Genomic DNA, 25,511 nt, shown 5'->3' on the forward strand with positions numbered 1-25,511 from the left:
ATGCCGCAATGCAGCATAGCGATCAAGATATCACCCTCATCACGCCGGATGCGCCGATGACCGCCGAAACACATGGCGGTCGGGCGAAATGCCTGCAACGTCTCGTGCGGCTTGACTTGCCGGTGCCCACGACGCTGGCGCTGTCGTTCAAGGCGGTGCGGGCGATTGCGGCGGGGGAGATGCTCAACGGTAAGGCGCTTCTTGAGACATTCGGGGCGCAGCCGCTTTTGTGTGTGCGCCCGTCGTCGGAAGACCCCGATTGGGGTGGGCCGCGTGCGATTCTGAACATCGGAATGAACGATGCGAAGCTGGCGGAGCTGTCCGAACGGCTGGGCGAGGCTGCGGCGGCCAAGCTTTACCTGCGGTTCGTGCAATCCTACGCGATCCATGTCGCGCGGCTTGATCCCGATGTGCTCGACGATGTGAGCGATGAGCCGGTCGCGGGCCTGAAAGAAGCCCTTGGTGTCTATGAGAGCGAGGCCGAGGAGCCGTTTCCGCAAGACCCGGTGACACAGCTTATCGAGGTGCTTCGGTCGATGGCGCGGGCGTGGGAAGGGACGACCGCGCGGCTTTTGCGGCAGGCCAAGGGCGCGCCGGCGGAGGCCGGGCTGGGCCTTGTGGTGCAGTCGATGGCCTTGGGTCTGGGCCGGGCCGAATGCGGATCGGGTGTCATGCAGCTTGTCAACGGGACGACGGGCGAGCGCAAGATCACCGGTCGCTATCTGAGCCAGAGTCAGGGGCGTGATGCGCTGACCCGGGGGGCGGACGCCATGTATCTTGAGCGTGATCCACGTGGTCCGTCGCTTGAGGAACTGGCGCCGGAGGCCTTTGCCAAACTCAGGGATTATACCGCGCTGATGCGGGAGAAGCTTCGCGAAGAGATGCAGGCGGAGTTCACCATAGAGGATGGCGAGGTCTTTCTTCTGGATGGTGTGCGGGTGGCGCGCAACGCACGGGCGGCGGTGAGCATTGCCGTGGCGCTGGCGCAGGACGGGATCATCACGCGTGAAGAGGCCCTGATGCGGATCGAGCCGCGCGCGCTCAACGAGTTGTTGCACCGGCAGGTGGACCCCGAAGCGACGCGAGACGTGCTTGCCCGCGGTGTCGCGGCAAGCCCCGGCGCGGCGAGCGGTGTCATTGTCTTTACCTCGGAGGGGGCACAGGCACATGCGGCGCAGGACATCCCTTGCATCCTCGTGCGGCGTGAAACGAGCCCCGAGGATATTCGCGGGATGCATGCCGCGGCCGCCGTCCTGACCGAGCGGGGGGGCATGACGAGCCATGCCGCCGTAATCGGACGCGGTATCGGCCTTCCTTGTGTGGTGGGTGCCTCAGCGATCCGGTTCCAGACCGGCCAGCGCCAGATCGTCGCGCCTGATGGCCGCATCTTTCGCGAGGGGGACCGGCTGACCATTGATGGCACGAATGGCGATGTGTTGGCCGGAGAGACGACGCTTCTGGAAGCGGGGCATGACGACAGCCTCAAGGTGCTGATGGGATGGGCCGACGCCGCGCGCGACATCGGGGTGCGCGCCAATGCCGATACCCCGCAAGACGCCGAGACCGCCCGCAATTTTCAGGCCGAGGGAATCGGGCTTTGCCGGACCGAGCACATGTTCTTCGAGGCCGACCGCCTGATCGTGATGCGCGAGATGATCTTTGCCAACACGAGCAAGGACCGCGCCGCAGCACTCGAGCGGCTTTTGCCGATGCAGCGGGACGATTTCGCCGAGCTTTTCCGCATCATGCAGGGCAAGCCGGTGTGTATCCGTCTTCTCGATCCGCCGTTGCATGAATTTCTGCCCACCGGACGCAGCGGGCACCGCGAACTGGCCGAGGCGCTTGACCTGCCTTTGTCGGACGTGACGCGGCGTGTCGAGGCGCTGGTGGAATACAACCCGATGCTGGGCATGCGCGGCGTGCGCCTTGGGATCACCATGCCCGAGATTTACGACATGCAGGCGCGGGCCATTTTCGAGGCACTTCTCGAGGCGCGCGAGGATGACGACCCGGTGGTGCCCGAGATCATGATCCCTTTGGTGTCCGCCAGCCGTGAGGTCGAGCTTGTCAAAGCGCGCATCGACGCGGTGGCGAGCGCGGTGCGCAGCGAAACCGGCGAGTCGTTTACCTATCGTCTGGGTGTGATGGTCGAGACCCCGCGCGCCGCGCTGCGCGCCGGCGACATCGCGCCCAAGGTGGCATTCCTGAGTTTTGGCACCAACGACCTGACCCAGATGACCTATGGCCTGTCGCGTGATGATGCCGGGCGGTTCATGTCTGATTACGTGCAGCAGGGTGTCTATCCCGAGGACCCGTTTCACACGCTTGATGTTCATGGCGTGGGAGAGCTTCTGCGGCTTGGGGCCGAGCGTGCGCGGGCGGGCAATCCCGACCTTGTTCTGTCGATTTGTGGTGAGCATGGGGGCAACCCCGAATCGATTGCCTTCTGTCGGGAGGCCGGGTTTGACTATGTCTCCTGCTCGCCATTCCGGGTTCCGGTGGCGCGGCTGGCCGCGGCCCAATTGGCGCTTCGGAACAAGATAGGGTAGGCGGCGGCGCCCACCTGTCCAGATATGCCGGGACGGGCGGGCCAAATCGTCGCAGAAATGGTCTGAACGCGACACGCGCTGGACGAATCCCGTCAATTTGATTAAACGACCCGGATCGCAGACGGCAGGGCCCCATCGGGCCATGGAGGACCGGCATGCTGACACGGATTTTTTTGATCTTATTTCTCATGACAGGTCAGGCGGTGGCGGAGTCGTCCGCGGCCAAGCTGATCGGGCATGAGAAACGCGCGCTGAAGGCCATGAAAGAGGACCGGCTCGCGTCGCTCCTGCGGCCCGGCGCTGGAACTTTCACCTATTCGAAGTCCTGGCTCGACCAACAGAAGGCCGCCAAGGGCGGAACCGAGTGGCGTTGTCTTTCCGAGGCGCTTTACTTCGAAGCGCGCGGAGAAACGGTCAAGGGGCAGTTCGCGGTGGGCGAAGTGATCCTCAACCGCGTCGACAACCCCGAATACCCGAACACGGTGTGTGGCGTGATCAATCAGGGGACGGGGCGCAAATATGCCTGTCAGTTCACCTATACCTGTGACGGCCACAAGGAAGTGATCGGGGAGCCCCGCGCCTTTGACCGCGTAAGCAAGGTGGCGAGCCTTCTTATTGGGGGTGCGCCACGCAAGCTCACCAAGGGGGCCACGCATTACCACACGCGGGCCGTCAATCCGCGCTGGTCGCGCACGTTCCCGCGCACCGCCACAATCGGCGTGCATCATTTCTATCGTCAGCCGACACGCGTGTCGCAGAACTGAGGCAAGTGACCGCTTTTGCGGATTTGTCTCGGGGCCTGCCGCGTGCTAAGGCGCGGGCGACCGGCGGGTATGGCCCGTGATCGTTAGGGGCGGATACCTGAAATGAGCAATGAAGTGAGGCTTGCCTTCGAGCATCCCAAGAGCCGGGCCAAGGCGACATCACCGGACGGACCGCTTGACCGCATTTCGGTGCGTGATCATGTGGTCGAAGTCGAAATCGGCGCCTTTCAGGCCGAACGCGGCAACACGCAGCGCGTTTCGTTCAACGTGGTGGTCGAGGTGCGTCCCCTGTCGGACGATGTGGATGACGATGTGGATCGTATCCTGTCTTATGACCGCGTGACCGAGGCGATTGCTGCGGAGTTGGCCGAGGAGCGCCTCAACCTTCTGGAAACATTGGCTGAACGCATTGCCGAGCGTATCCTGTGGGAGCCGCAGGCGGTTCGCACCTTCGTGCGGATCGAGAAGCTGGACCGTGGGCCGGGTGCTTTGGGTGTCGAGATCGTGCGCTCGGTCGAGGATCTGGCGACCAAGCCCGTCTCGCCGCATGCCGATACCGCGCCGCATCCGCATGTTGTCTATCTCAGCAATGCCGCGATCACATCGCCCAACCTCGCACGGTGGCTGGATCAGCTTGAACGGCGGGCCGAGCCGGTGATCTTGTGTGTCGGGCGGGCGGATGTGCCCGCGCCGCAGACCGGCCACCGCATGACACAGCGGCGGGTGGATCTTCTGGCCATCGAACAGAATGCATGGTGCCTTGGCGGGCGCGATGATCGCTGCGTGGTGGTGTCCACGCGCACCGAGCTGGATTGGGCGATGAAGAACGGCCAGATTAGCGTCTGGGCGCCGTCCAAGATCGTGCTTGATGCGGTCGACGGGCCAAGCGTGGGGCCTGATGATCCTGTGGCGCTTGCCGCATGGTTCGCGGGCCACATGGATGCGTCGGACCTGCTTTTGATCGGGGCCGCGCCCTCGGGCACGGCAGATGTGCCCGTGCAGGTGCAGGACGTCGCGCAATCAGGTCTATGAGCGCTTATTACCGTCCTGTCGCGCGGTTCGATCATGCGCGCCCCGAGTCGGCCCTGCCGCTGGCCGGGGGGTGGTGCTGGTTCGATACGGTCGAGGAACTGCGCCGCGATGGGCCATCGCGCCTTATCCCGGCGGCTGACCTTCCGGAGACCGCACGCGCGCGGCTGAGTGCTCCGCGCGACGCGATCACAGGGCTTGCCTTTGACGTGCCGGCGATCATGGGCATCCTCAATGTGACACCTGACAGCTTTTCCGACGGGGGCCAGCATTTCGACCACGCCGACGCGGTGGCGCGGGCGCACGCGATGGAGCGCGAAGGTGCGGTGATCATCGACGTGGGCGGTGAATCCACGCGCCCCGGTGCCGCGGAGGTGTCGGTTGAGGAGGAAATCGCCCGGACAGCGCCGGTGATCGCGGCACTGCGACGGGTGAGCGATGTGCCGATTTCGATCGACACGCGCAAGACGCCGGTGGCACGGGCGGCCCATGACGCCGGGGCGACCCTTGTGAACGATGTGGCGGGTTTTACCTTCGACCCCGGGCTTGCGCCCTTCTGCGCCGAAGCCGGCCTTCCGGTGTGTGTGATGCATGCGCAGGGCACGCCCGATATCATGCAGAAAGACCCGCGGTATGATCATGTGGCGTTGGATATCTATGATTACTTGGCGGGGCGGATCGACGCGCTGATGGCTGAAGGTGTGGGGCGGGGGCAGATCATCGTCGATCCCGGCATCGGCTTTGGCAAGACCATGGCGCATAACCTCACGCTGTTGCAGAATCTTTCGCTGTTTCACGGGTTGGGGTGCCCTGTCCTTCTGGGGGCGTCGCGCAAACGCTTTATCGGTGAGATCGGCGGAACCCAGGACGCAGGCGCGCGCATGCCCGGCTCACTTGGTGTGGCGCTTGCCGGTGTGGCGCAGGGGGTGCAGATGCTGCGTGTGCATGATGTCGCGGAGACGCGCGCCGCCCTGGCGCTGTGGCGGGCTGCGACGGTTGGGTCATGAGTATTTGGGAAGATTGAAAGCAGGGATTTTCAATGCTCTCCAAATACTCGGGCTCGGGTATCAGCCGTTTGACCTGCTGCTTGTGAAAAGGCGGCTCAGCGCGCCAAGCTGACTCAGTGCGACGCCGGACAGGATGAGCACCAGCGCCCAGAAGAGCCCCTCGGGCATGGTTTCACCCAAAAGCACCATGCCGAAGATCACCGACCAGACGGGCACCTGATAGTTAACGAGACTCATGAAGACCGGACCCGCGTCGCGGATGATTTGAACAAGCACGATTTGGGCCACGCCGGTGGGCAGTATGCCAAGATAGAGGAGCGCCAGAAGGCTTTCGCGGCCCAGTGTTTCGGGCCAGCCTTCGGTCCAAAGCGCGTAGGGCGCAATGGCCAGAGCAGCGAGCATCAGGGCCGCCGCCGAGAGCGAGATCATATCGACGCTCGGGCAGAGGCGGGTCGCGATGGTGCCGATTGCATAGCAGAGCGGCACCGAGACGCAGGCAAGGCGCGCCAGTGTCTCCAGGTTGTTGCCAGTCGAGGAAAAGGCGCCCGGCCCGATGAGGATGAGAACACCGCCGGTGCCGATGAAAAACCCCAGCAGCCGTCGGAGTGTCATGGTTTCGCCCGGCACGAACATATGCGCGAGCGGCAGCACGAAAAGCGGCCCCATCGCCATGCAGACGCCCGCAAAGCCCGAGGCCACGGATTGCTGACCCCACGCCAGAAGCGCGAAGGGGATCGCGTTGGAAAAGAGCCCCATCACGAGCGCCGCAAGCCAAATTCGCCCCGCATTCGGCCCCCGAAGCGAGGGCAGGCCCAGGCCGCGCGCATGTGCAAGGATCAAAAGAAACGTCGCGCCCAACGTGATCCGCGTCGCCGCCACAAAGAGCGGTCCCGCCCCGCGCAGCGACAGCTCGATCGCCATGAAGCTTGCGCCCCAGACAATGCCGAGAAAGGCGAGTTTGAGCCAGTTGATGGGCCGGATCTGCATTGCGGTGCTCCACATGAAAAAGGGGCGTTCGCGACGGAACGCCCCTTGACCGTCAGAGTGTAAGCCTGATCAGTTCTTTTCCTGATCCACAAGCTTGCCTGCGGAAATCCAAGGCATCATGTCGCGAAGTTTCTTGCCGGTTTCTTCGATCATATGCTCGTCATTGAGGCGGCGGGTGGCCTTGAACGAGGGCTGACCCACCGCGTTTTCGAGCATGAAGTCGCGCACGAATTTACCCGTTTGGATATCGGTCAGAACCGCTTTCATCCGGGCCTTGGTCTCGTCATAGGGGAGGATCCGCGGGCCGGAGGCATATTCGCCGTATTCGGCGGTGTTCGAGATCGAGTAGTTCATGTTGGCGATACCGCCTTCATAGATCAGGTCGACGATCAGCTTCACCTCGTGCAAGCACTCGAAATACGCCATTTCGGGGGCGTAGCCCGCCTCGACCAGCGTCTCGAAGCCCATACGGATCAGTTCGACAAGGCCGCCGCAGAGCACGGCCTGTTCGCCGAAGAGGTCGGTTTCGCATTCTTCGCGGAAGTTGGTCTCGATGATGCCCGAGCGTCCGCCGCCGATGGCCGCGCAGTAGCTCAGGCCGATTTCCAGCGCCTTGCCTGAGGCGTCTTTGTCGACGGCCACGAGGCACGGCACGCCGCCGCCTTTGACATATTCACCACGCACGGTGTGGCCGGGGCCCTTGGGGGCCATCATGATCACGTCGACGCCCTCTTTCGGCTCGATCAGGCCGAAATGGATGTTCAGGCCATGGGCAAAGGCAATCGCCGCGCCCGGCTTGATGTTGTCATGGACGTATTTGCGATAGGTCTCGCCCTGAAGTTCGTCGGGCATGGTGAACATCATCAGGTCGCACCACTTGGCGGCTTCGGCAATCTCCATGACCTTGAGCCCTTCGCCCTCGGCCTTTTTCGCGCTGGGCGAGCCTTCGCGGAGCGCCACGACGACGTTCTTGGCGCCCGAATCGCGCAGGTTGAGCGCATGGGCGTGGCCCTGGGAGCCGTAGCCCAGAATCGCCACGTTCATGTCCTTGATCAGGTTGATGTCGCAATCGCGGTCGTAATAAACGCGCATGGTCTTGTCCTCGCTGGTTTGTTTGAAGGCAATTTATCGGATTGGACAAGATTAGCGCGGCATTTTTGCATGGATATTGCTGATAATTTAGATATTCATAATCAGATATCAAATTTAACGGAAATATCATGCTTGACGATACGGACAGACGGATTCTCAGACGGTATCAGCACGAGCCGCATCTTGGTCCGGCCGAGTTGGCCGAGCGGGCGGGCGTCACCCCCGCCACATGCGCGCGCAGGCTGGACCGGATGCGGGCCGCCGGGATAATTCGGGCGAACCGGGCTGTGATCGATTGGCACGCGCTTGGCTATGAGGTGGAGGTGTCGTTGCGGGTCAGCCTCGACAAGACACAGCCGCGCGCGATTGATGACTTCATGGCCGCGGCGCGCGAGGTGCCGGAGGTGGTGGAAATTCAGACATTTCTCGGGCGGGTCGACCTGCGGCTTTCGGTCATCGCGCGCGACATGGCGCATTATCAGCAGATTTACCGCGAGGCGATTCTCACCCTGCCACACATGACGGATATCGAGGCGCTGATGCATGTGGCCCGGATCAAGTCGGACGAGGTGCTGCCGCTGTGATCGAACTCGATACACTTGACCGTAAAATCCTGCGCGCACTTATCGAGGATGCAACGCAAAGCGCCACCGCGCTTGGCCGCAAGCTTGGCCTGTCGCAACCCGCGACATGGCGGCGGGTGAAGCGGCTTGAAGAGGCGGGTGTGATCGCCGGGCGCAGGCTTGAGCTTGATGCCGGGAAGCTGGGCTTTGGCGTGACGGTCTTTCTGGGGGTCAAGCTGGCCACCAAGGGGCGTGTCAGTCTCGAGGATTTTGAGCGCACCATTACCGCGATACCCGAGGTTCAGACCGTCGAGCATATTCTGGGCGTCTATGACTACCGGCTACGGGTCGTGGCGCGGGACATCGCGGATTTCGAACGGGTTTTGCGCCGGCGGATCATGATGCTGCCGGGGGTGGGTGACGTCGAGGCCAATGTGCTTTTGACCGAAGAGCGGCGGGCGGGGCCGATCGGCTGAGCCGGGCACATGCCCGCGCGGCTTGTTTCGGGTTGTCAGCCCTTTGCGCTACTCTCGCCTTCGGGCGGATATTCGATCAGCGAACTGCGGCTTTCGATGACAAGGATGATCGTATCCTCGTTGACCTTGCCGTGGTAGTAGGTCGCGCCGCTGCCGCACATATACATCGCGCCTTCGCCCAGTGTCGTGACCGTGCCATCGCTGTCGGTGAATGTGACGTTGCCGCGCACGATCAGTTTCTCGTGCTTGGGGTCGGTGTGGCGGTGCAGGGGGATGTCATCGCCCGCCTTGAATCTGGTGAGTTTGACGCGCAGGTCATCCTCGCGGACGAGATATTCCTCACCGACGCCGCGGCGCGAGGGGGTGTAGGGAACATCGTTGACGTCAACATGATCGGGCATCTGTAAATCCTGTCTTTGAGTGCTGAAAATACGGTGAAACCAATACGCTGAACCCGGAAATGATCCGCGCCGGGGCGGTTCAAGTCAAGCGTCAATCGGAGGGGCTTAGCGACCGGACGCCCCAAGCCCCATCTGCATGAGCACCCGGCGCACCGGTGCCATCGCGTAGAGCGCATCGAGCGTGCCGGCGCGCAGGTCGCGCAGGGGTTGGGAGTGCAACTGCGAGGCCCGGTTGAGAAGGTCGATGCCGGTGACGCGGGCGCGCACCTCGGGGTGGCGGGCCTTGTGATAGGCATCGAGCATCGCGCGATCTCCCAGCCGATCAGGTGCGGCCACGGCCAGATCGCGCAGGCACCGCAGATCGCCCAGCGACATGTTGAGGCCCTGCGCGCCGATGGGGGGCACAACGTGGGCAGCCTCGGCCACAAGTGCCAGCCGCTCGGCGGACATCGTATCGGCGACCTGACTGATGATCGGCCAGACGGTGCGGCGCGATGCCAGCGTGAGCGGACCAAGCAAGTGGCATGAGCGCGTGCTCATCTCGGCCTCAAACGCGGGGATGTCGAGCGCCGCGAGGCGGAGTGCTTCGGGGCCGTCCTCCATCCAGACGACGGCGGACGAGGGCAGGCCCTCGTGATCGGGGAGCGGCACCAAGGTGAAGGGCCCACCCGAGCGATGCACTTCGGTGGAGATATTGCCATGAGGGATCGCGTGGGTGACGGCGAAGGCCAGCGCCTTTTGTCCGTAGCGCGTGGTGCTGACGCCGATGCCCGCCGCATCGCGCATGGGCGAGCCGCGTCCGTCGGCAGCGACCACCAGCCTTGCTTCGACCCGCTCACCATCGGTGAGTCTCACACGCGCGCAGGTTTCGCGGGTGAAGAGCGATGTGGTGCCGGTGCCGGGACGGAAATCAACCGTCTCCAGCGTGGCCAGCCGCGCGACCATCTCGCGTCGCAGGAGCCAGTTGGGAAGGTTCCAGCCAAAGGGCTGATCCGAAATATCGTCGGCGTCGAAATCACGGGTTAGGCGTGGCTCGGGCGTTTCGCCGCCCGCATCCACGATGCGCATGGTCTGAAGCGGCGCGGCGTGGGGGGCGAGACGCTCCCACAGACCGCATTCGTCCAGCAGGGCGCGTGCGGGTTGCAGGAACGCTGTGCTGCGCAGATCCGACCCATCTACGTCGCGCTCGGTGATGGGTGGGGTCGGGTCGACGCAGATCACGCGGAAACCGGCCGTGCCGAAGACCGCCGCCGCGGTCAGGCCCGCAACGCCGCCGCCGGAAATCAGGATGTCACAGGTGTCGTCTGTCATCGGTGCGCCTCCGAAGGCTTAGGTAGAGCGACGGGCGGCCGGAGCCAAGGCGCGGATCGTCACAGGAGCTTTGCGAGAAAACCGCTCAGATCGTCGGTATGGTGGTGGATGTGACCGGCAGTGTCGGGTTTGGGTGCGACATGCACGGTGCGCAGGCCCATTTGGTGCGGGATTTCGAGGTTGCGGGCCTCGTCCTCGAACATCGCGCCGCGCAAAGGGTCGAATCCGTCGGCCTCGAACACGGCTTCAAATGCCGCGCGGCGGGGTTTGGGGGTATAGTTCGCATGCTCGACACCATAGACCGCATCGAAAAGCCCCGACAGGCCGCGCGCCGCGATCACCCGTTCGGCATAGGGGGCGGTGCCGTTGGTATAGACGATACGGCGGCCCGGAAGGTCCGCGAGCCGCGCGCGCAAGGCCGGGTCCGGGCTGAGCGCGTCGAAAGATATATCATGCACCGCGTGGAGGAAGGGGCCGGGATCGAGCGCGTGTTCGGCCATGAGCCCGGCCAGCGTTGTGCCATGTTCGCGCCAGTAGGCCACGCGCAGGGCATCGGCCTCGGCGTGTGGGATATGCAGCGTGTCCATGACAAACTGCGTCATCCGCTTCTCGATCTGATCGAACAGGCGAACGGAGGGACAATAAAGCGTATTGTCGAGGTCAAAGACCCATGTCGTGACGTGTGAAAACTGCGCTTTGGGCATATCCGGGAAATAAACCGGCGGGCCGCTTTTGGAAAGGGTGCTGCGCGCTCATGTCGCTTGAACAGGGCGGCGGGCCATGCGTAGGATCGCCGGAACGACACCGGACCGGGACGTGCGACTATGAAACCAGTGCAGAAAGACGCCTATACGCTCATCCTCGAGGCGATTGACATGGGCGTCTACAAGCCCGGCGATCGGCTTGTCGAAAGTGATCTGGCCGAGAAGCTGGGTGTGTCACGCACCCCGATCCGTGAGGCGTTGCAGCGGCTCGAGACGCAATCGCTCCTGACGCGGGACGGGCGGAGCCTGATCGTGTCGTCGCTTGATCATAACCAGATGGCCGAGCTTTACGTGGTGCGGGCCGAGCTTGAGGGGCTGGCTGCCGGATTGGCGGCGCGGCATGCCTCGGACGAGGAGGTGCGCGTGCTGCGCGACATGGTCGAACTGGACCGGGGGCTGATCGGCAATCCGGCGGCGATGGCGCGGGCGAACCGGCGGTTTCACAAGCAGATACACCTGGCCTCGCACAACCAGTTTCTGGTGCAGCAGCTTGACCTCGTGCATCGGTCGATGGCGCTGATGGCGACGACGTCCCTCGCGGCGGTGGGGCGCGACGAGGTCGCGATCGCCGAGCATGACGAGATCATCACCGGTATCGAAGCCCGTGATCCCGATGCCGCCAGCGCCGCGTTGCGCACCCATATCTCAAAGGCGTTTGTCACGCGCCTCAAGCTGGATTCGGGCGAGGTCGACAGCACCCTTTGAAGGGATAACGCCGGTCAAGCCCCCCGGGGCTTTCAGAGACAGCCCATGGGCGGTCTTGTCCCAGAAGAACGGTGCGAAAATCATTTCGTAAAGCGCCTTGTAGGCGGCGATGGTGCCCAGTGGGGCATAGACATGCATGAGCGGCACCCATGGTAGAAGATGCCGGTGAAACCGGCCCGAAACAGCGGCGAAATGAAAGACGACATTGAGCATTTCGACCGCAAGAAAGAGCTTGCCTGCCGACACCAGCAACGTGCGTGACAACACTGGATCGAGCGGATGCGGCAAGCCCAGCAACACGAGCCAGAACGACCACAGGAAAGGCGCGAGAAAGACCTGTGACAGGGCGGTGAGGAAATGGGCCTGAAACCCCCAGAAACGCCATGCGCCCAACTGCCGGTGAAGCAGGCGTGGCTCACGCATGTGAACAAGATAAGTGGTCATGTATCCCTTGAGCCAGCGTGACCGCTGTTTTACCCATGGCCAGAGCCGGCAGTTTGCCTCCTCTCCGGTGACGGTGCCGACCATCTCGGTTCGGTAACCGTGCCGCGCCAGCCGGAACCCAAGATCGGCATCCTCGGTCACGTTGTGTGCGTCCCATCCGCCAAGCTTCTCAAGCGCGTCGCGCCTAAAATAGACTGTGGTGCCACCCAGCGGGATCGCAAAACCCAGTTTGGCCAGTCCGGGCAGCATGATGCGGAACCATGTGGCGTATTCGATGGTGAACGACCGCGCGAGCCAGTTTTGCTTTGGATTGTAATAGTCGAGGATCCCCTGAAGGCAGGCCACTTCGGGCGGTGCGGATTGAAACCGCCGCGCGATCATGGTGATCTGATCGGGGTCGGGGGCGTCTTCGGCATCGAATATGCCGATGATATCGCCCTCGCAGAAATCGAGCGCATAGTTCATTGCGCGGGGTTTGGTCCGGGGCTGACCGTCGGGCACGACGACGGCGCGCATCCACACGGGCAGGTCGATTTCAGCCAATGTTTTCTGGGTCAGCTCATCCTTTTCCTCAAGAACGAGGACCACTTCGAGCAGGCATTTGGGATAGGTCAGGCGCGACAGTCTTGCGACAAGCGCATGAGCGATCTCGGTCTCACGATACAGAGGCACCAGCACCGAAACCTTGGGCAGCTTTGTGTCGCGGGCAACGGGAGGGGTGTTTTCAACCGGATTGCCCGCTATCAGCCGGGCCGCGAAAGCCGCGCTTTTGAAGGCCGCGGCGACAACAAGCGTGAAGACTGCCCAGCCGACGAACAGACCGAAGACCGCCGTTGGAAAAACGACGGTCAGTGCCAAACATGCCAGCAAAACAGAGACCGCAAGTGCGAGGCGCCGGTGCGGGGTGTCGGCCCAAGTGCGACAGCTTTCGCTTGGGTCGGTGCGTGTCTGGGCCGCCTCGGTGAGGAAGGTCCGGTTTTCACTGGCGACCGCGCTTTGAATGGCGTGATCGGTGGCGATGACATGGGGCAGGTCACAAAGCGACGGGGGCAAGTCAGACCGCAGTTCCGCCGCGCGAGCCGGATCGGAAATCGCGAGCCTGTGCTTGCCATGAGCCGTCTTTACCGGGGCGACACGTAGCCTGAGCAGGTCGCGGGGGTCCGCGTCGCGGGGCGCGGGCGTAACCATGGCGGCGACCTCCGCCGCATCGAAAACCGCGTTGCCATGGGCGCGGGCGCGGGCGGCGATAACATCACGCTCCTGCGCGAGGCCTTCGCTGAGAAGGATACGTTCAAGAGAGGCATCACAATACTGGCCAACCATCTGGGCCAAATCCGCGTCGCTACGGGAGATCGTGCCGGACCGCACCAGATCGAGCCCCTTTTCATCCAAGGGGTCGGTGGTTTTCAGATGCTGCGCGTCCAGTTGACGCAACTCGGAAATACCCATGGGATATCGTTCTCCAACTGTCCTGGAAACGACTATCTTTCAAATGGGTTAATCGCGCGTAAACAAACCCTTAACAAAGGGTTAACCGGGCCTTAACGCGACAGTGAGGCGGCGAAGCGCTCGAAGAGATAGAAGCTGTCCTGCGGTCCGGGACTTGCTTCGGGGTGGTGCTGCACCGAGAAGACGGGGCCATCCTTCATGCGTATGCCGCAATTCGAACCATCAAAGAGCGACACATGCGTTTCCATCACATCTGAAGGGAGGCTTTGGCTGTCGACGGCAAAACCGTGGTTCATCGAGGTGATTTCGACCTTGCCGGTCTCCATGTCCTTTACCGGGTGGTTCGCGCCATGGTGCCCATGGTTCATCTTGACGGTCTTTGCCCCCAACGCCAGCGCGAGCATCTGATGTCCGAGACAGATGCCGAACATCGGTTTGCCCGCGTCGAGAATGCCGCGGATCGCGGGCACCGCATAGACCCCTGTCGCCGCCGGATCACCGGGACCGTTCGACAGGAATACTCCGTCCGGATCATGCGCCAGCACATCTTCGGCGGTGGCGGTGGCCGGAAGAACCGTCACGTCACAGCCCGCCGATGCGAGGCAGCGCAGGATATTGCGTTTCGCGCCATAGTCGATCGCCACGACCCGATGCTTGGCATCGGTTTGCCGCGGGTAACCATCAGGCCAAGCCCAGCGCATTTCATCCCAGCGGTAGGATTGCGCGCAGGTTACGTCACGCGCGAGATCCCGGCCCTCGAGCCCGGCGAAACCGCGTGCCTTGGCGACGAGTGCGTCAATGTCAAAATTGCCATCCGGATTGTGGGCAAGCGCCACGTGCGGTGCGCCTTGATGGCGAATCGCGCGGGTCAGGCGCCGGGTGTCGATCCCGCCGATTGCGATGCGTCCACGCCGGGCCAGCCACTCTCCGAGCCGATCGGTCGCGCGCCAGTTGGAAGGTTCGGTCGGGTTCCATTTCACGACCATCCCCGCCGCGACGGGATCGGCGGTCTCGTCATCCTCGGGGTTGACGCCGGTGTTTCCGATATGCGGGAAAGTGAAGGTCACGACCTGACCCGCATAGGACGGATCGGTCATGATTTCCTGATAGCCGGTCATCGCCGTGTTGAAGCACAGCTCGGCGGTGGTGTCGCCCGTGGCGCCAAAGCCGCGCCCGTAAAAAACGGTCCCGTCGGCCAGCACAAGACAGGCGGTGGGGTGAGACGGGGATATATCGGCCATTGGGCTCTCCGGGTGGCTGTGGACGGGCAGACAAATCTGCGCATGTCTAGGGGTGCGACAGAACCGGGTCAAGAGGCGCCCGCGCCGCGAGCGACCGCGCCTTTGTGTTTCGCGCCATTGGCCGAGGCGCGCCTGTGACCAAAGCCCGCGTCCTCTTTGCCGTGCGGCACCGCCCCTTGCCAAAGGACGTTGCGCTGTGCGGCCATTTTGTGATGTTGGCGGCTGTTGCGTGGGGCGCGCGAATTATATATGTGCCCATGCTTACGGTTTCCGCCCACCACTCGGCGGACGGCCAATTTCCCAAGCGCGTGGCGCTCTGCGATCCAAGGGATGAGAACGATATGACATTGCGTGAACAGATCGGTGCCGCCCTGAAGCAGGCGATGAAGGACAAGGCCGGATCGCGGCTGGCGACCTTGAGGCTGATAAACGCGGCGATCAAGGATCAGGACATCGCGGCCCGCGGTGGCGACAACCACGAAGGCGTGAGCGATGCCGAGATCCTCGCCATTCTTGGCAAGATGACCAAGCAGCGGCAGGAAAGTGTACGCGCCTACGAGGAGGGCGGACGTCTTGATCTTGCCGAACGCGAGCGTGAGGAGATCGCCGTCATCTCGGAATTCCTTCCAAAGCAGCTGAGCGATGAAGAGGTCGAGGCGGCGATCCGTGAGGTCATTGAAGAGACCGGCGCAGATTCGATTCGCGACATGGGCAAGATCATGGGCGCACTGAAATCGAGATATGCCGGGCAGATGGATTTCGGCGCGGTTGGCCCCAAGGTCAAGGCACGCCTGAGCTGAGACGGCGGGCCGGGGATGCTGCCTCGTGTCATGCGGCCTCAGGTCAGAACGATCAGCCCCTGGTTGAGCGCGCGCGCAACAGCGTGAATCGTGTTCATCGCGCCAAGCTTGTGACGCGCGCTTTCGATATAGGTGCGCAGCGTATTTTCAGAGATCGAGAGGGTCTGGGCCACCTGCGCCCGGCTATAGCCCATGGCCAGAAGCGTGATCGTGTCCACTTCGCGGGGGCTGAGCGCAGGGGTTGGCGTCGGGCTTCGGTCGGGCTCGAAATCCAGCGCCTTTTCGTTGAAGGCATGCGCGATCAGGATCAGCTGCCTTCGGTTTTCCTCGGTGAAGGTGGCCCAGCTTTCGTCGTCTGTGTTGCTGCTCACAGTGAAGAGCGCGAACTGTGCGCCGGGTCCGCGAACAGGCACTGAATAGCCCTGATTGCCGATGCCGTGCTCGATCGCTTCGGCCTGAAAGGCGCGGGCGGATTTGGACGACCAGTCGAGCCGTTTCCAATCTACGGGGTGAAACTGTTGGAAGCAGCCGATGATCACCGGATCGACGCGCAGATAATCCTGCTCGATATAGCGTTGAACCCATGCCGGGGCATAGGTTCCGCATCCGTATTGGTCGCCCCCTGCGCTGACCCAGTGATATATCATGTGATCGACGCCGAAGAGGTCGCGCAGCTCTTCAATGGTCTCCTGCAAGCCGGATGTGTCCCGCGCGGTATCGAGCCGGGAGAGGGTCGCATTCAGGTGCGCCTGAGTGGGGGCGTTCATGCGCCGCATGTCCTTTCGTTTGCGACGCAAGGTCCACCGCCGCGACATGCTGGGTATCCTCCAGCTGCGCGGCCAGCTTGGTCAGGCCATTCTGACTGGCGAAACTGCGCAGGTCGGCCAACACGTCTAGTATCCACCCATTATGCATGACCAACCTCCCCAGCGGTAGCATTCGAAAGAACATTTCAACCCTACCATGAGTCTCGGTGTTGCCCCACTCACGGGATACACCCCCTCAGAAATGGTGGGGCTGCAACGGCGTAACGCTTTGAAAGTAAAGAATTCTAGAATTCGTGCAAAAAAACCCCGCGACCCTTATCCAGAGTCGCGGGGTTTTGTTTCCGATTTGGAAACGCTTTATTTGCCTGCGGACAACACGTCTTCGACGGTTTTCAGGCCGGTTCGTGGTGATTGCACGAGCACCGCCATGTTGCCCGGTTTGTGTTCGTTCCGGCGCATTTTTACGTGGGCCGCGGGAATTTCATCCCAAGTGAAGCATTCGGACATGCAAGGGTCCAAACGGCCCTCGATCATCAGCTTGTTGGCTGCGCTCGCCTGTTTGAGATGGGCGAAGTGGCTTCCCTGAATGCGCTTCTGATGCATCCAGACATAGCGCGCGTCCATGGTAAGATTGTAACCGGTGGTTCCGGCGCAGATCACCACCATGCCGCCCTTTTTGCACACGAAGGTAGAGACCGGGAAGGTCGCCTCACCGGGATGTTCGAACACCATGTCGACGTTCTCGCCCTTGCCGGTGATGTCCCATATCGCCTTCCCGAATTTACGGACTTCGGCGAACCATTCGTTATATTCGGGCGTGTTGACGGTGGGCAATTGACCCCAGCAATTGAAGTCTTTGCGGTTGATCACGCCCTTGGCGCCGCATTGCATGACGAAATCGCGCTTGTCCTCTTCCGAGATGACGCCGATCGCGTTCGCGCCTGCCGTGTTGATCAGCTGAATCGCATACGAGCCGAGACCACCCGACGCGCCCCAGACAAGCACGTTCTGACCGGGCTTGAGCGTGTGGGGCCGGTGGCCGAAAAGCATCCGATATGCGGTGGCCAGCGTGAGCGTGTAGCACGCGCTTTCCTCCCATGTCAGGTGCTTGGGGCGCGGCATGAGCTGTTGGGCCTGCACGTTGGTGAACTGTGCGAAGGAACCGTCGGGCGTTTCATAGCCCCAGATCCGCTGTGAGGGCGAAAACATCGGATCGCCGCCGTTGCATTCCTCGTCCTCGCCATCGTCCTGATTGCAGTGAATGACGACCTCGTCGCCGACCTTCCAGCGCGTGACCTTGTCACCCACGGCCCAGACGATGCCCGAGGCGTCGGAGCCCGCGATGTGATAGTCGGACTTGTGAACATCAAACATGCTGATCGGAATGCCGAGGCCCGCCCAGATACCGTTGTAATTGACGCCTGCGGCCATCACCAGAACCAGCACTTCGTGGCTGTCGAGCGTGGGAACGTCGACCACTTCGAGCTGCATCGCCTGATCGGGCTCGCCCTGACGTTCGCGGCGGATGGCCCATGCGTACATTTTCTTGGGCACATAGCCCAGCGGGGGAAGCTCACCGACCTCGTAGAGGTCTTTTTCGGGTGCGTCATAGGGCGTGATGCCGTTTTCGGTGTCCAGAGCCATGGGACCCTCCTTGAAAATCCTATTTTGCCGCAACGCAGAATCGCGGTGTCTGCCCAAGTGATATGAGTGGACGCGTAATATTGCAATGCCGTTTGGCTGAGTTTTGTAATTTTATGACCCAGCAGTTGCAGAAATCACTTTGCAGTCGCAGCGTCATCTTCATAAAAATGGGCGATGGAATTGGCGTAATAGGTCAGGATCGCGCGCGCGTCGGGCGCCATTTCAAGGCCCTGTGGGGTGTCCCTGATCATTCCGCGATCCGCCATGATGCGCCGGGCAAGGGCGATCGCGTCAGAAAGGCTTCCCGTTCCCAATTGCGGCAGCACCGCCGAGGCGGCGGAAATCTCGGCCTGCACTGCCGTTTCGAGCGCGGCATCATCGAGCGGCCCGCCGCTACGAAGCAATGCGCGGCTTAGCAGGGGGACGAAAAGCAGCGGCATTTCTTCTTCGATCCGGTGCATGAGCATCTGAGCGAGATCGTCGAGCGCGGGCACCTCGGGATAGTCGCTGAGCCTGACCGGCGCGCCGAAAATCACCTCGGCCACCCCGAATTTCCGAAAGGTGCCGCGCAGGCGGCGCCATATCATCGACAGGATAAAACGAAGGATCACCGTCATCCGGGCGCGGAATCGGCGATCGCCGCGCTGCGCAGCGGAGATCAGCACCCGATCCTCAAGCACGCGGTCATAATTGATCGCGACGGGCACGAAGACCACGTCGCGCCCATCGGCCTTGTAGCCTTGCACCACATAAGACAGCAGGCCAATCTTGGGCGGGCGCAAGCGGCCATCGAGGCTGAGTCCGCCTTCGGGGAAGATCGCCTGTGTGACACCGCCCGTGGTGGCCATCTGCACATAGCGGGCAAGCACCGCCCGATAGAGCCCGCCGCGTGATCTGCGGCGGATGAAATAGGCGCCCATGGACTTGATCAGGCGCGAGAGGGGCCAGACGCGGGCCCATTCGCCCACCGCATAGCTGAGTGCCGAGGCCTGTGCGGCCAGCGTCGTGACCAGAACGTAATCCATGTTGGAGCGATGGTTCATGATGAAAATGACCGTCGCGTCCTTGTCGATGCGCGAGAGCACGGCCTCGTTGTCGGGGCCGGTGCGCACGATATAAAGCATCCGAGCCAGCCAGCGCGAGGCCCGCGTTCCAAAGCCGAAATAGGCAAAGGCGCTGAAACTCGGAACGATTTCACGGGCATAGCGGCGCGCCTTTTCAAAGGCCACGTCTTCGCGCACCGCGTGGCGTTCGGCATAATCCACGATGGCTTGCGTGACCTCCGGATCATAGACAAGGCGTTGGATCATGTCGTGACGCCGGGCAAGCTTGAACGGTTCAATAGGTCGCGTCAGGCGTTCGTTGAGCCGGGCGACCGCGCGCTCAAGGCGGCGTCGAAAGAACCAGCGGACCGATGGGAACAGGAAATGCGACGCAAACGTTACCGCCGCGAAGGCGATGAGCAAGAGCAGCAGCCAAAGCGGCATTTCCACGGGCGTTGTCATGCATGCACACTTGCATCAATGGACGGAAGGGTAAATATGCCTTGCCATGACCGGATTTACCATCCAGCGCGGGTTTCCCGCCGAAACCCGTGACACGGCGGCGCGGCATTATTGGGACGCGTTCGGCGCCAAGCTTGAGCGTGTGATGGGCCCCGAGGCGCGCGCGATACGCTTTTTCACCGAGACGCTGGATGAGAGTTTCGCGCTTTCGGCTGTGGGCCCGGATGGCGCGCTTCTGGGGCTGGCCGGGTTCAAGACCCATGAAGGTAGCATGACCGGAGGCAGCTTTGCCGACATGGCGGCGGTCTATGGCGTGGCGGGCGCGTGCTGGCGGGTTGCGTGCCTAGCCTTGCTTGAGCGCGAGGTCCTTCGAGACGTTCTGTTGATGGATGGTATCTGTGTCGCCGAGCCTGCCCGTGGGAAGGGTTTCGGATCGGCGCTTTTGGATGCGATCATGGCCGAAGCGGCGGCCCGTAACCTGCCGGCTGTGCGGCTTGACGTGATTGATGACAATCGCCGTGCCCGCGCGCTTTATGAGCGCAAGGGTTTTGTCGCGCAGGAGAATACCCGGCTTGGCCCGTTGCGGCATGTCTTCGGTTTCGAGCGGGCAACGGCCATGCGGTGCCCCGTGTCCGCAAGCACCGGATGAGCCCATAGGTTTGGGCGCGCATCAATATTACAAACCGGGTTGCATTGGCGTAATTTGATAACTTATGCTGCATTGCAGCGCGATATGGAGGATTCGTCATGTCAGAGCCCAAGGACCGTCCCTGGCTTATTCGCACCTATGCCGGTCATTCGACCGCAAGCGCATCGAACGCGCTTTACCGTGCGAACCTCGCCCGTGGACAAACGGGCCTGTCGGTCGCGTTCGACCTGCCCACACAGACCGGGTATGACAGCGATCACGTTCTGAGCCAGGGCGAGGTCGGCAAGGTCGGCGTGCCGGTGAGCCATCTTGGCGACATGCGCGCGCTTTTCGATCAGATCCCGCTTGATCAGATGAATACCTCGATGACGATCAATGCCACGGCGCCGTGGCTTCTGGCGCTTTATATCGCGGTGGCCGAGGAGCAGGGCGCCGATATAACCAAGCTGAGCGGCACGGTGCAGAACGACCTGATCAAGGAATACCTCAGCCGTGGCACCTATATCTGCCCGCCCAAACCTTCGCTGCGGATGATTGGCGACGTCGCCGAATATTGCTACAAGCACGTGCCCAAATGGAACCCGATGAACGTCTGTTCCTACCACCTGCAAGAGGCCGGGGCGACGCCCGAGCAGGAGCTGGCCTTTGCGCTCGCCACCGCCGTGGCAGTGCTGGACGAGTTGAAGCCGCGCGTGCCGGAAGAGGATTTCCCGATCCTCGCAGGCCGGATTTCATTCTTCGTCAACGCGGGCATCCGGTTTGTCACCGAGATGTGCAAGATGCGCGCCTTCGTCGATCTGTGGGACGAGATTTTGCAGGAGCGCTATGGCGTCGAAGACCCCAAGTTCCGCCGCTTCCGCTATGGCGTGCAGGTCAATTCCCTTGGCCTGACCGAACAGCAGCCCGAGAACAACGTCTACCGCATCCTCATTGAAATGCTGGCGGTGACCCTATCGAAAAAGGCCCGCGCGCGGGCGGTTCAGCTTCCGGCCTGGAACGAGGCGCTTGGCCTGCCGCGCCCCTGGGATCAGCAATGGTCGATGCGGATGCAGCAGATCCTCGCCTATGAAACCGATCTCTTGGAGTTCGATGATCTTTTTGACGGCAACCCGGCGGTGGACGCCAAGGTCGAGGCCCTGAAAGAGGGGGCGCGCCATGAATTGTCGAACCTCGACAGCATGGGCGGCGCGATCGGGGCCATCGGCTATATGAAGTCGCGCCTGGTGGATTCAAACGCCGCGCGGTTGAACCGGATCGAAGCCGGCGAAACGGTGGTCGTCGGTGTGAACAAGTGGTCCGAGGGAGAGCCAAGCCCGCTGATGACCGGTGATGGCGGTATCATGGTGGTGGATGCCGCGGTCGAGGCCGATCAGATCGCACGGCTAGAGACTTGGCGCGAGGAGCGGGACGAGGCGGCGGTCAAGGTTGCGTTGGCCGAACTGCGTGCTGCCGCAGCGGAAGGCCGCAACGTGATGCCCGCGTCGATCAAGGCCGCCAAGGCGGGTGTGACAACAGGTGAATGGGCGGCGCAGATGCGCAACGTTCATGGGGAATACCGTGGCCCGACCGGTGTTTCCGACAATCCTTCGAACATGACCGAGGGTCTGGACGAATTGCGCGATGCCGTGAATGCGGCAAGCGACCGGCTTGGGCGGCGGCTCAGTTTTCTGATCGGCAAGCCGGGGCTGGACGGGCATTCCAACGGGGCCGAACAGATTGCCGTGCGGGCCCGAGATTGCGGTATGGATATCCGGTATGAGGGTATCCGCATGACGCCCGAGGAAATCGTGACCACAGCAATCGAGGAAGAAAGCCACGTGGTTGGGCTTTCGATCCTGTCGGGAAGTCACATACCGCTTGTTGAGGAACTGATGACGCGGATGCACGCCGCCGGTTTGGGCGATGTGCCGGTCGTGGTCGGTGGCATCATTCCCGAGGAAGACGCCCGGCGGCTCCGGCAGATGGGTGTCGCGCGCGTTTATACGCCCAAAGATTTTGAACTGAACACGATCATGCGGGATGTGATCACGCTCACCGATCCGAAGGCTGTCGCGGCGGAATAGCCGCGCGTTACAGGGCAAAGTGGCGGAGTAGCCGCGCGTTAGAGAGCGGGGGGGGGCGGGCGTGTCCCCCCGCCCCCCGGGGATTTGCTCAAGGGCTTTCGACCTTAACGGGAGATGTCACCCAAAGCCGAAACGCCTTAATCTTCGGAAGCTTCGTCGTCCGGCGTTTTTATTTCGGCCACGATCCGGGCCTGAAGATCCTTGTCGGTCTGGGCCGCCTTGCCGATCGCCATGAACTCGGCGGGGCTCAGGTTTTCAACATCTTCGATCGCTTGTTTGGCCTCGGTATCCGCCTCTTGGATTAGGGCGTTACGCTCATCCTCGCTCTCGAGTTTCTGAATGCGCGGAATATATTCCTGACGCACTTTCTCGATTGCGGTGACGGCCTCGATAAAGGCGCTGACCTGAGCGTCCGTGACGTCAGCGGCGGCCACTTGGGCGGTTTCGGGTTGTGTTTCCTGCGCGAGGGCGGGCGTGGCAACCAGAAGGCCGAGGGCGGCAAGTGTAGGTGCGAATGTTTTCTTGAGTTTCATAGCGTTCTCCAGTTTCGCATAGTGGGTTGAGGCGTCATTGATCTCTTGTTGCATCCACGTGGAGGTGATGCCGGCGAAACGCAACACGGGCCGGCAAGAAAATGCCGTTCCAATCCGCATGGCCCATCCCAAAGACGCTGGACCCTTCGGGTTTGGCGCGGCTATGGTCGCGCATGCGCCATGCATCGAAGGAGACTGCCGATGTCCGAGATCACCATTCGCTTCCTTCGACCCGGCGATGAAGCGGCATGGCGCGCGCTTTGGACGGCCTATCTTGAGTTCTATGAGAGCAGCGTCACCGAAGAGGTCTATGCCACGACCTTTGCCCGGCTTCTATCGGACGCGCATCCGCGACAGAACGGGTTTCTCGCGCTGTCGGACGGGGAGGCGATGGGGCTTGTCCACTATATTTATCATCCGCATAACTGGCGGATCGAGGACGTCTGCTATCTTCAGGATCTTTATACCGACCCGCAGGTGCGCGGCATGGGCTTGGGCCGCAAGCTTATCGAGGCGGTGTATCGGGCGGCGGACGAGGCGGGCTGCCCTTCGGTCTATTGGTTGACGCAGGAATTCAACGCCGAAGCGCGCAGGCTTTATGACCGGATCGCGACCGTGACCCCATTCATCAAGTATTCACGCTAGCGCGTTTCGAACGGAATATGCGTGCCAAGGGCTGTGCCAAATCGTCCATCATCGGCAAAAGGCACTTTTCTCGGTGGGTCAGGGCGCTAAACTTTGGTCAATGCCGTATCATTGGACCCCCGAGCGCGGTGGTGCCCACGCCACGCGCCTTATCCTCTGGCCACACCGTTCGCTTCCGCGTTCGGGTTTTGCGGCGTTCATCCTGATCACCTCGGGCATGCTTGCCGTGCCGTTGCTGCCGCTTTTGGGGTCGCTCGCGCTTTGGGGTTTGCTGCCGTTCCTGATTCTTGCGGTTTCGGCGGTGTGGTGGGCGCTACAACGATCCTACCGCAGCGGCGAGACGCGAGAGGCGCTGCATATCGACCCCGAAACCGTGACGCTGAGGCGCGTTAACCCGGGTGGCGATGAACAGAACTGGGAATGCAACAGCTATTGGACGCAAGCCTTTCTTTATCCCAGCGAAGGCCCGGTGCCGCACTATATAACCTTGCGCGGCAAGGGGCGCGAAGTGGAGCTTGGCGCCTTCCTGTCGGAAGATGAGCGCAAGGTGCTGTTTGGCGAATTGCAAACGGCCTTGAACCGTGCGCGTCAAAGCTGAGGCTCAGCCTGCGGTCGAATGCGCCCAGTCCCAGTAGAGGTCGCGGGCGCGGCGCGTGATCGGACCCACCTGATACGACGTGTCGTCAAAGGCGGTAACAGGGGTGATCTTGGACATGTTGCCGGTGAGGAACACCTCGTCCGCGGCGTGGAAATCCTCAAAGCTCAGAACCCGTTCCTGAACCTCGTAGCCATCGGCCCGCAAGTTGGAGATGTGGCGCGCACGTGTGATCCCGGCCAGAAACGTGCCATTTGGAACAGGCGTCATGACCACCCCGTCGCGCACCGCGAAAACATTGGCTGTCGCGCTTTCGGCGACATTGCCCAAGGCGTCGGCGACAAGCGCGTTGCCAAACCCCTTGGCGCGCACCTCGGCCAGCATGCGGGCGTTGTTGGGATAAAGGCAGGCGGCCTTGGCATTGACCACCGCGTCCTCGAGTACCGGACGCCGGAAGCGGGTGCGGGTCAGTGTGGTCGTGGTGTCCGCTGTGGCCAGAGGAACTTCCTCGAGGCTGATCGCAAAGCCGGTTGCGCCGCCCGGCTTGGGAAGAATGGCGGCGTAGCCGCAGTCGATGGCCCAATACATTGGCCGGATATAGACCGCCGCATCGCTGGCAAAGCGCGTGAGGCCGTCGCGCACGATCTCGACCATATCTTCGGGCGTCACGGTGGGCTCTACCATCAGCGCCCGCGCCGAGGCATTGACGCGCGCGCAATGCAGATCGAGATCGGGGGTCAGGCCATGTGCAAATCGGGCGCCATCGAAGACATTGCTGCCAAGCCACATACCGTGATCGGCTGCACGCATGACCGGGGTATCGCCCGCGTGCCAGCGACCTTCGAAATAGGTGTGGATGTTCTTGCCCGTGGCCATGTGCCCCTCCCGTCCGCGATTATTCGCTGGCAACCTATTCCGGGCCGGAGGGCGCGTCCAGTGGGATACGCTCAGGTGTTCGTCGCCTCGGTCAGGAGGGCCGCGATGTCGAGCGGGCCGTTGTGCATCCTGAGTGCGCCCGAAGTGTCGCGGGGCCATTCGCTTTCGGGGCGATCGACGTAAAGCTCGATCCCGTTGCCGTCGGGGTCTTTCAGGTAGACGGCCTCGCTCACCCCGTGATCTGCCGCCCCTTCGAGCGGGATGCCGGCGGCGACGACACGCGTCAGAACGTCGGCCAGCGTGCGCCGGTCAGGATACAGAATGGCGGTGTGATAAAGCCCGGTATGCCCCTTGGGCGGGGGTGTGCCGCCAAGGCTTTCCCATGTGTTGAGGCCGATATGATGGTGATATCCGCCCATCGACAGGAACGCGGCCTGTGTCCCGAAGCATTGCTGCAACTCGAACCCCAGAACGCCGCTATAGAAGGCGATGGCGCGCTCGAGGTCTGCGACCTTGAGGTGAACGTGGCCGATGCGGCCTTGGGGCTGTGGTGCGGATGACATGGTATCAGACTCCCGGTGGATGACGTCAAAGGCGCGCGTGTGGGCCTAAGGATCACTAAGGTATCCTGCCGCCAGCGGACCAGTGGGAG

The 25,511-nt window shown here is 62.2% G+C and carries 25 protein-coding genes; 12 read left to right on the top strand and 13 right to left on the bottom strand.

From position 1 onward, the window contains the following. Positions 1-8 precede the first annotated feature (8 nt). The 4 genes from V8359_RS10275 to folP all read left to right on the top strand — a co-directional run bounded on the left by V8359_RS10275 (position 9) and on the right by folP (position 5,349). Positions 9-2,549, top strand: coding sequence for a putative PEP-binding protein (locus tag V8359_RS10275; protein ID WP_336428736.1), 2,541 nt, complete (start codon positions 9-11; stop codon positions 2,547-2,549). 155 nt (positions 2,550-2,704) lie between these two features. Further along, a complete protein-coding gene (locus V8359_RS10280; protein ID WP_336428737.1) occupies positions 2,705-3,313 on the top strand; it encodes a cell wall hydrolase in 609 nt (202 codons plus the stop codon). A 102-nt stretch (positions 3,314-3,415) separates the two neighbouring features. After that, positions 3,416-4,345, top strand: a complete 930-nt coding sequence (locus tag V8359_RS10285; RefSeq protein WP_336428738.1) for a dihydroneopterin aldolase — start codon at positions 3,416-3,418, stop codon at positions 4,343-4,345. After that, entirely contained in the window at positions 4,342-5,349 is a 1,008-nt protein-coding gene (gene folP, locus V8359_RS10290) for a dihydropteroate synthase (RefSeq protein WP_336428739.1), read from the top strand. The genes V8359_RS10285 and folP overlap by 4 nt, the downstream gene beginning before the upstream one ends. 60 nt (positions 5,350-5,409) lie before the next feature. On the opposite strand, the gene V8359_RS10295 is transcribed toward folP, so the two are convergent. After that, on the bottom strand, positions 5,410-6,336 hold the full coding sequence (locus V8359_RS10295; RefSeq protein WP_336428740.1) for a DMT family transporter: 927 nt from the start codon (positions 6,334-6,336) through the stop codon (positions 5,410-5,412). A gap of 69 nt (positions 6,337-6,405) precedes the next feature. Then, the gene (gene ilvC / locus V8359_RS10300; RefSeq protein ID WP_336428741.1) at positions 6,406-7,428 is read right to left on the bottom strand and encodes a ketol-acid reductoisomerase; all 1,023 of its coding nucleotides are present in this window, start codon (positions 7,426-7,428) and stop codon (positions 6,406-6,408) included. A 128-nt stretch (positions 7,429-7,556) separates the two neighbouring features. On the opposite strand from ilvC, the gene V8359_RS10305 reads away from it, so the two are divergent. Both V8359_RS10305 and V8359_RS10310 read left to right on the top strand, forming a co-directional pair. Further along, positions 7,557-8,012 (top strand): Lrp/AsnC family transcriptional regulator, encoded by a 456-nt coding sequence (locus V8359_RS10305; protein ID WP_336428742.1) that lies wholly within the window; start codon positions 7,557-7,559, stop codon positions 8,010-8,012. Continuing rightward, positions 8,009-8,467 carry an Lrp/AsnC family transcriptional regulator gene (locus V8359_RS10310; RefSeq protein WP_336428743.1) on the top strand — a complete coding sequence of 153 codons (459 nt, stop codon included), beginning with the start codon at positions 8,009-8,011 and terminating at the stop codon, positions 8,465-8,467. Before V8359_RS10305 ends, V8359_RS10310 begins: the two co-directional genes overlap by 4 nt. A 35-nt stretch (positions 8,468-8,502) precedes the next feature. Here the strand turns inward: V8359_RS10310 and V8359_RS10315 are convergent, their stop codons facing one another. The 3 genes from V8359_RS10315 to V8359_RS10325 all read right to left on the bottom strand — a co-directional run bounded on the left by V8359_RS10315 (position 8,503) and on the right by V8359_RS10325 (position 10,883). Then, on the bottom strand, positions 8,503-8,868 hold the full coding sequence (locus V8359_RS10315) for a hypothetical protein (RefSeq protein WP_336428744.1): 366 nt from the start codon (positions 8,866-8,868) through the stop codon (positions 8,503-8,505). 105 nt (positions 8,869-8,973) lie between these two features. Further along, positions 8,974-10,179, bottom strand: coding sequence for a UbiH/UbiF family hydroxylase (locus V8359_RS10320; protein WP_336428745.1), 1,206 nt, complete (start codon positions 10,177-10,179; stop codon positions 8,974-8,976). A gap of 59 nt (positions 10,180-10,238) precedes the next feature. Next, positions 10,239-10,883: a pyrimidine 5'-nucleotidase gene (locus V8359_RS10325; protein ID WP_336428746.1), complete on the bottom strand. Its 645-nt coding sequence runs from the start codon at positions 10,881-10,883 to the stop codon at positions 10,239-10,241. A 120-nt stretch (positions 10,884-11,003) separates the two neighbouring features. Between V8359_RS10325 and V8359_RS10330 the strand changes: the two genes are divergently transcribed. Further along, positions 11,004-11,648 carry a GntR family transcriptional regulator gene (locus V8359_RS10330; RefSeq protein ID WP_336428747.1) on the top strand — a complete coding sequence of 215 codons (645 nt, stop codon included), beginning with the start codon at positions 11,004-11,006 and terminating at the stop codon, positions 11,646-11,648. On the opposite strand, the gene V8359_RS10335 is transcribed toward V8359_RS10330, so the two are convergent. Both V8359_RS10335 and carA read right to left on the bottom strand, forming a co-directional pair. Beyond that, positions 11,589-13,541, bottom strand: a complete 1,953-nt coding sequence (locus tag V8359_RS10335) for a glycosyltransferase (protein WP_336428748.1) — start codon at positions 13,539-13,541, stop codon at positions 11,589-11,591. The two genes, V8359_RS10330 and V8359_RS10335, sit on opposite strands and share 60 nt — an antisense overlap. A gap of 92 nt (positions 13,542-13,633) precedes the next feature. Then, positions 13,634-14,782, bottom strand: a complete 1,149-nt coding sequence (carA, locus tag V8359_RS10340; protein WP_336428749.1) for a glutamine-hydrolyzing carbamoyl-phosphate synthase small subunit — start codon at positions 14,780-14,782, stop codon at positions 13,634-13,636. A gap of 341 nt (positions 14,783-15,123) precedes the next feature. On the opposite strand from carA, the gene V8359_RS10345 reads away from it, so the two are divergent. Further along, positions 15,124-15,582, top strand: a complete 459-nt coding sequence (locus V8359_RS10345) for a GatB/YqeY domain-containing protein (RefSeq protein ID WP_336428750.1) — start codon at positions 15,124-15,126, stop codon at positions 15,580-15,582. 38 nt (positions 15,583-15,620) lie between these two features. Here V8359_RS10345 and V8359_RS10350 read toward each other — a convergent pair whose 3' ends face one another. From V8359_RS10350 to V8359_RS10360, 3 genes are all read right to left on the bottom strand, one after another. Further along, the gene (locus V8359_RS10350; RefSeq protein WP_336428751.1) at positions 15,621-16,349 is read right to left on the bottom strand and encodes a helix-turn-helix transcriptional regulator; all 729 of its coding nucleotides are present in this window, start codon (positions 16,347-16,349) and stop codon (positions 15,621-15,623) included. Between the two features lie 357 nt (positions 16,350-16,706). Further along, positions 16,707-17,993 (bottom strand): crotonyl-CoA carboxylase/reductase, encoded by a 1,287-nt coding sequence (gene ccrA, locus V8359_RS10355; RefSeq protein ID WP_336428752.1) that lies wholly within the window; start codon positions 17,991-17,993, stop codon positions 16,707-16,709. A gap of 134 nt (positions 17,994-18,127) precedes the next feature. Further along, positions 18,128-19,498: a 1-acyl-sn-glycerol-3-phosphate acyltransferase gene (locus tag V8359_RS10360; protein WP_336428754.1), complete on the bottom strand. Its 1,371-nt coding sequence runs from the start codon at positions 19,496-19,498 to the stop codon at positions 18,128-18,130. A 46-nt stretch (positions 19,499-19,544) separates the two neighbouring features. Between V8359_RS10360 and V8359_RS10365 the strand changes: the two genes are divergently transcribed. Together V8359_RS10365 and V8359_RS10370 are read left to right on the top strand one after the other, a co-directional pair. Then, positions 19,545-20,147 (top strand): GNAT family N-acetyltransferase, encoded by a 603-nt coding sequence (locus V8359_RS10365; protein ID WP_336428756.1) that lies wholly within the window; start codon positions 19,545-19,547, stop codon positions 20,145-20,147. Between the two features lie 98 nt (positions 20,148-20,245). Then, positions 20,246-22,210, top strand: a complete 1,965-nt coding sequence (locus V8359_RS10370) for a protein meaA (protein WP_336428757.1) — start codon at positions 20,246-20,248, stop codon at positions 22,208-22,210. Between the two features lie 137 nt (positions 22,211-22,347). On the opposite strand, the gene V8359_RS10375 is transcribed toward V8359_RS10370, so the two are convergent. Next, a complete protein-coding gene (locus tag V8359_RS10375; protein ID WP_336428759.1) occupies positions 22,348-22,743 on the bottom strand; it encodes a DUF4168 domain-containing protein in 396 nt (131 codons plus the stop codon). 201 nt (positions 22,744-22,944) lie between these two features. Here V8359_RS10375 and V8359_RS10380 point away from each other — a divergent pair, with 201 nt between their 5' ends. Together V8359_RS10380 and V8359_RS10385 are read left to right on the top strand one after the other, a co-directional pair. After that, on the top strand, positions 22,945-23,388 hold the full coding sequence (locus V8359_RS10380) for a GNAT family N-acetyltransferase (RefSeq protein ID WP_336428761.1): 444 nt from the start codon (positions 22,945-22,947) through the stop codon (positions 23,386-23,388). Positions 23,389-23,488: 100 nt separating this feature from the next. Beyond that, positions 23,489-23,986: a DUF2244 domain-containing protein gene (locus V8359_RS10385; RefSeq protein WP_336428762.1), complete on the top strand. Its 498-nt coding sequence runs from the start codon at positions 23,489-23,491 to the stop codon at positions 23,984-23,986. Between the two features lie 3 nt (positions 23,987-23,989). Here V8359_RS10385 and V8359_RS10390 read toward each other — a convergent pair whose 3' ends face one another. Together V8359_RS10390 and V8359_RS10395 are read right to left on the bottom strand one after the other, a co-directional pair. Next, entirely contained in the window at positions 23,990-24,859 is an 870-nt protein-coding gene (locus V8359_RS10390) for a branched-chain amino acid aminotransferase (protein ID WP_336428763.1), read from the bottom strand. Between the two features lie 71 nt (positions 24,860-24,930). Continuing rightward, positions 24,931-25,422: a VOC family protein gene (locus tag V8359_RS10395; RefSeq protein WP_336428764.1), complete on the bottom strand. Its 492-nt coding sequence runs from the start codon at positions 25,420-25,422 to the stop codon at positions 24,931-24,933. Positions 25,423-25,511: the final 89 nt, after the last annotated feature.

Source organism: Roseovarius sp. E0-M6 (assembly GCF_037083845.1).
Lineage (GTDB): Bacteria > Pseudomonadota > Alphaproteobacteria > Rhodobacterales > Rhodobacteraceae > Roseovarius.

Bases quoted from the DNA above. Each gene is read 5' to 3' on its own strand.
- V8359_RS10275 (WP_336428736.1), top strand. From the start codon at position 9: ATGCAGCATAGCGATCAAGATATCACCCTCATCACGCCGGATGCGCCG.
- V8359_RS10280 (WP_336428737.1), top strand. From the start codon at position 2,705: ATGCTGACACGGATTTTTTTGATCTTATTTCTCATGACAGGTCAGGCG.
- V8359_RS10285 (WP_336428738.1), top strand. From the start codon at position 3,416: ATGAGCAATGAAGTGAGGCTTGCCTTCGAGCATCCCAAGAGCCGGGCC.
- folP (WP_336428739.1), top strand. From the start codon at position 4,342: ATGAGCGCTTATTACCGTCCTGTCGCGCGGTTCGATCATGCGCGCCCC.
- V8359_RS10295 (WP_336428740.1), bottom strand. From the start codon at position 6,336: ATGCAGATCCGGCCCATCAACTGGCTCAAACTCGCCTTTCTCGGCATT.
- ilvC (WP_336428741.1), bottom strand. From the start codon at position 7,428: ATGCGCGTTTATTACGACCGCGATTGCGACATCAACCTGATCAAGGAC.
- V8359_RS10305 (WP_336428742.1), top strand. From the start codon at position 7,557: ATGCTTGACGATACGGACAGACGGATTCTCAGACGGTATCAGCACGAG.
- V8359_RS10315 (WP_336428744.1), bottom strand. From the start codon at position 8,868: ATGCCCGATCATGTTGACGTCAACGATGTTCCCTACACCCCCTCGCGC.
- V8359_RS10320 (WP_336428745.1), bottom strand. From the start codon at position 10,179: ATGACAGACGACACCTGTGACATCCTGATTTCCGGCGGCGGCGTTGCG.
- V8359_RS10325 (WP_336428746.1), bottom strand. From the start codon at position 10,883: ATGCCCAAAGCGCAGTTTTCACACGTCACGACATGGGTCTTTGACCTC.
- V8359_RS10330 (WP_336428747.1), top strand. From the start codon at position 11,004: ATGAAACCAGTGCAGAAAGACGCCTATACGCTCATCCTCGAGGCGATT.
- V8359_RS10335 (WP_336428748.1), bottom strand. From the start codon at position 13,541: ATGGGTATTTCCGAGTTGCGTCAACTGGACGCGCAGCATCTGAAAACC.
- carA (WP_336428749.1), bottom strand. From the start codon at position 14,782: ATGGCCGATATATCCCCGTCTCACCCCACCGCCTGTCTTGTGCTGGCC.
- V8359_RS10345 (WP_336428750.1), top strand. From the start codon at position 15,124: ATGACATTGCGTGAACAGATCGGTGCCGCCCTGAAGCAGGCGATGAAG.
- V8359_RS10350 (WP_336428751.1), bottom strand. From the start codon at position 16,349: ATGAACGCCCCCACTCAGGCGCACCTGAATGCGACCCTCTCCCGGCTC.
- ccrA (WP_336428752.1), bottom strand. From the start codon at position 17,993: ATGGCTCTGGACACCGAAAACGGCATCACGCCCTATGACGCACCCGAA.
- V8359_RS10360 (WP_336428754.1), bottom strand. From the start codon at position 19,498: ATGACAACGCCCGTGGAAATGCCGCTTTGGCTGCTGCTCTTGCTCATC.
- V8359_RS10365 (WP_336428756.1), top strand. From the start codon at position 19,545: ATGACCGGATTTACCATCCAGCGCGGGTTTCCCGCCGAAACCCGTGAC.
- V8359_RS10370 (WP_336428757.1), top strand. From the start codon at position 20,246: ATGTCAGAGCCCAAGGACCGTCCCTGGCTTATTCGCACCTATGCCGGT.
- V8359_RS10375 (WP_336428759.1), bottom strand. From the start codon at position 22,743: ATGAAACTCAAGAAAACATTCGCACCTACACTTGCCGCCCTCGGCCTT.
- V8359_RS10380 (WP_336428761.1), top strand. From the start codon at position 22,945: ATGTCCGAGATCACCATTCGCTTCCTTCGACCCGGCGATGAAGCGGCA.
- V8359_RS10385 (WP_336428762.1), top strand. From the start codon at position 23,489: ATGCCGTATCATTGGACCCCCGAGCGCGGTGGTGCCCACGCCACGCGC.
- V8359_RS10390 (WP_336428763.1), bottom strand. From the start codon at position 24,859: ATGGCCACGGGCAAGAACATCCACACCTATTTCGAAGGTCGCTGGCAC.
- V8359_RS10395 (WP_336428764.1), bottom strand. From the start codon at position 25,422: ATGTCATCCGCACCACAGCCCCAAGGCCGCATCGGCCACGTTCACCTC.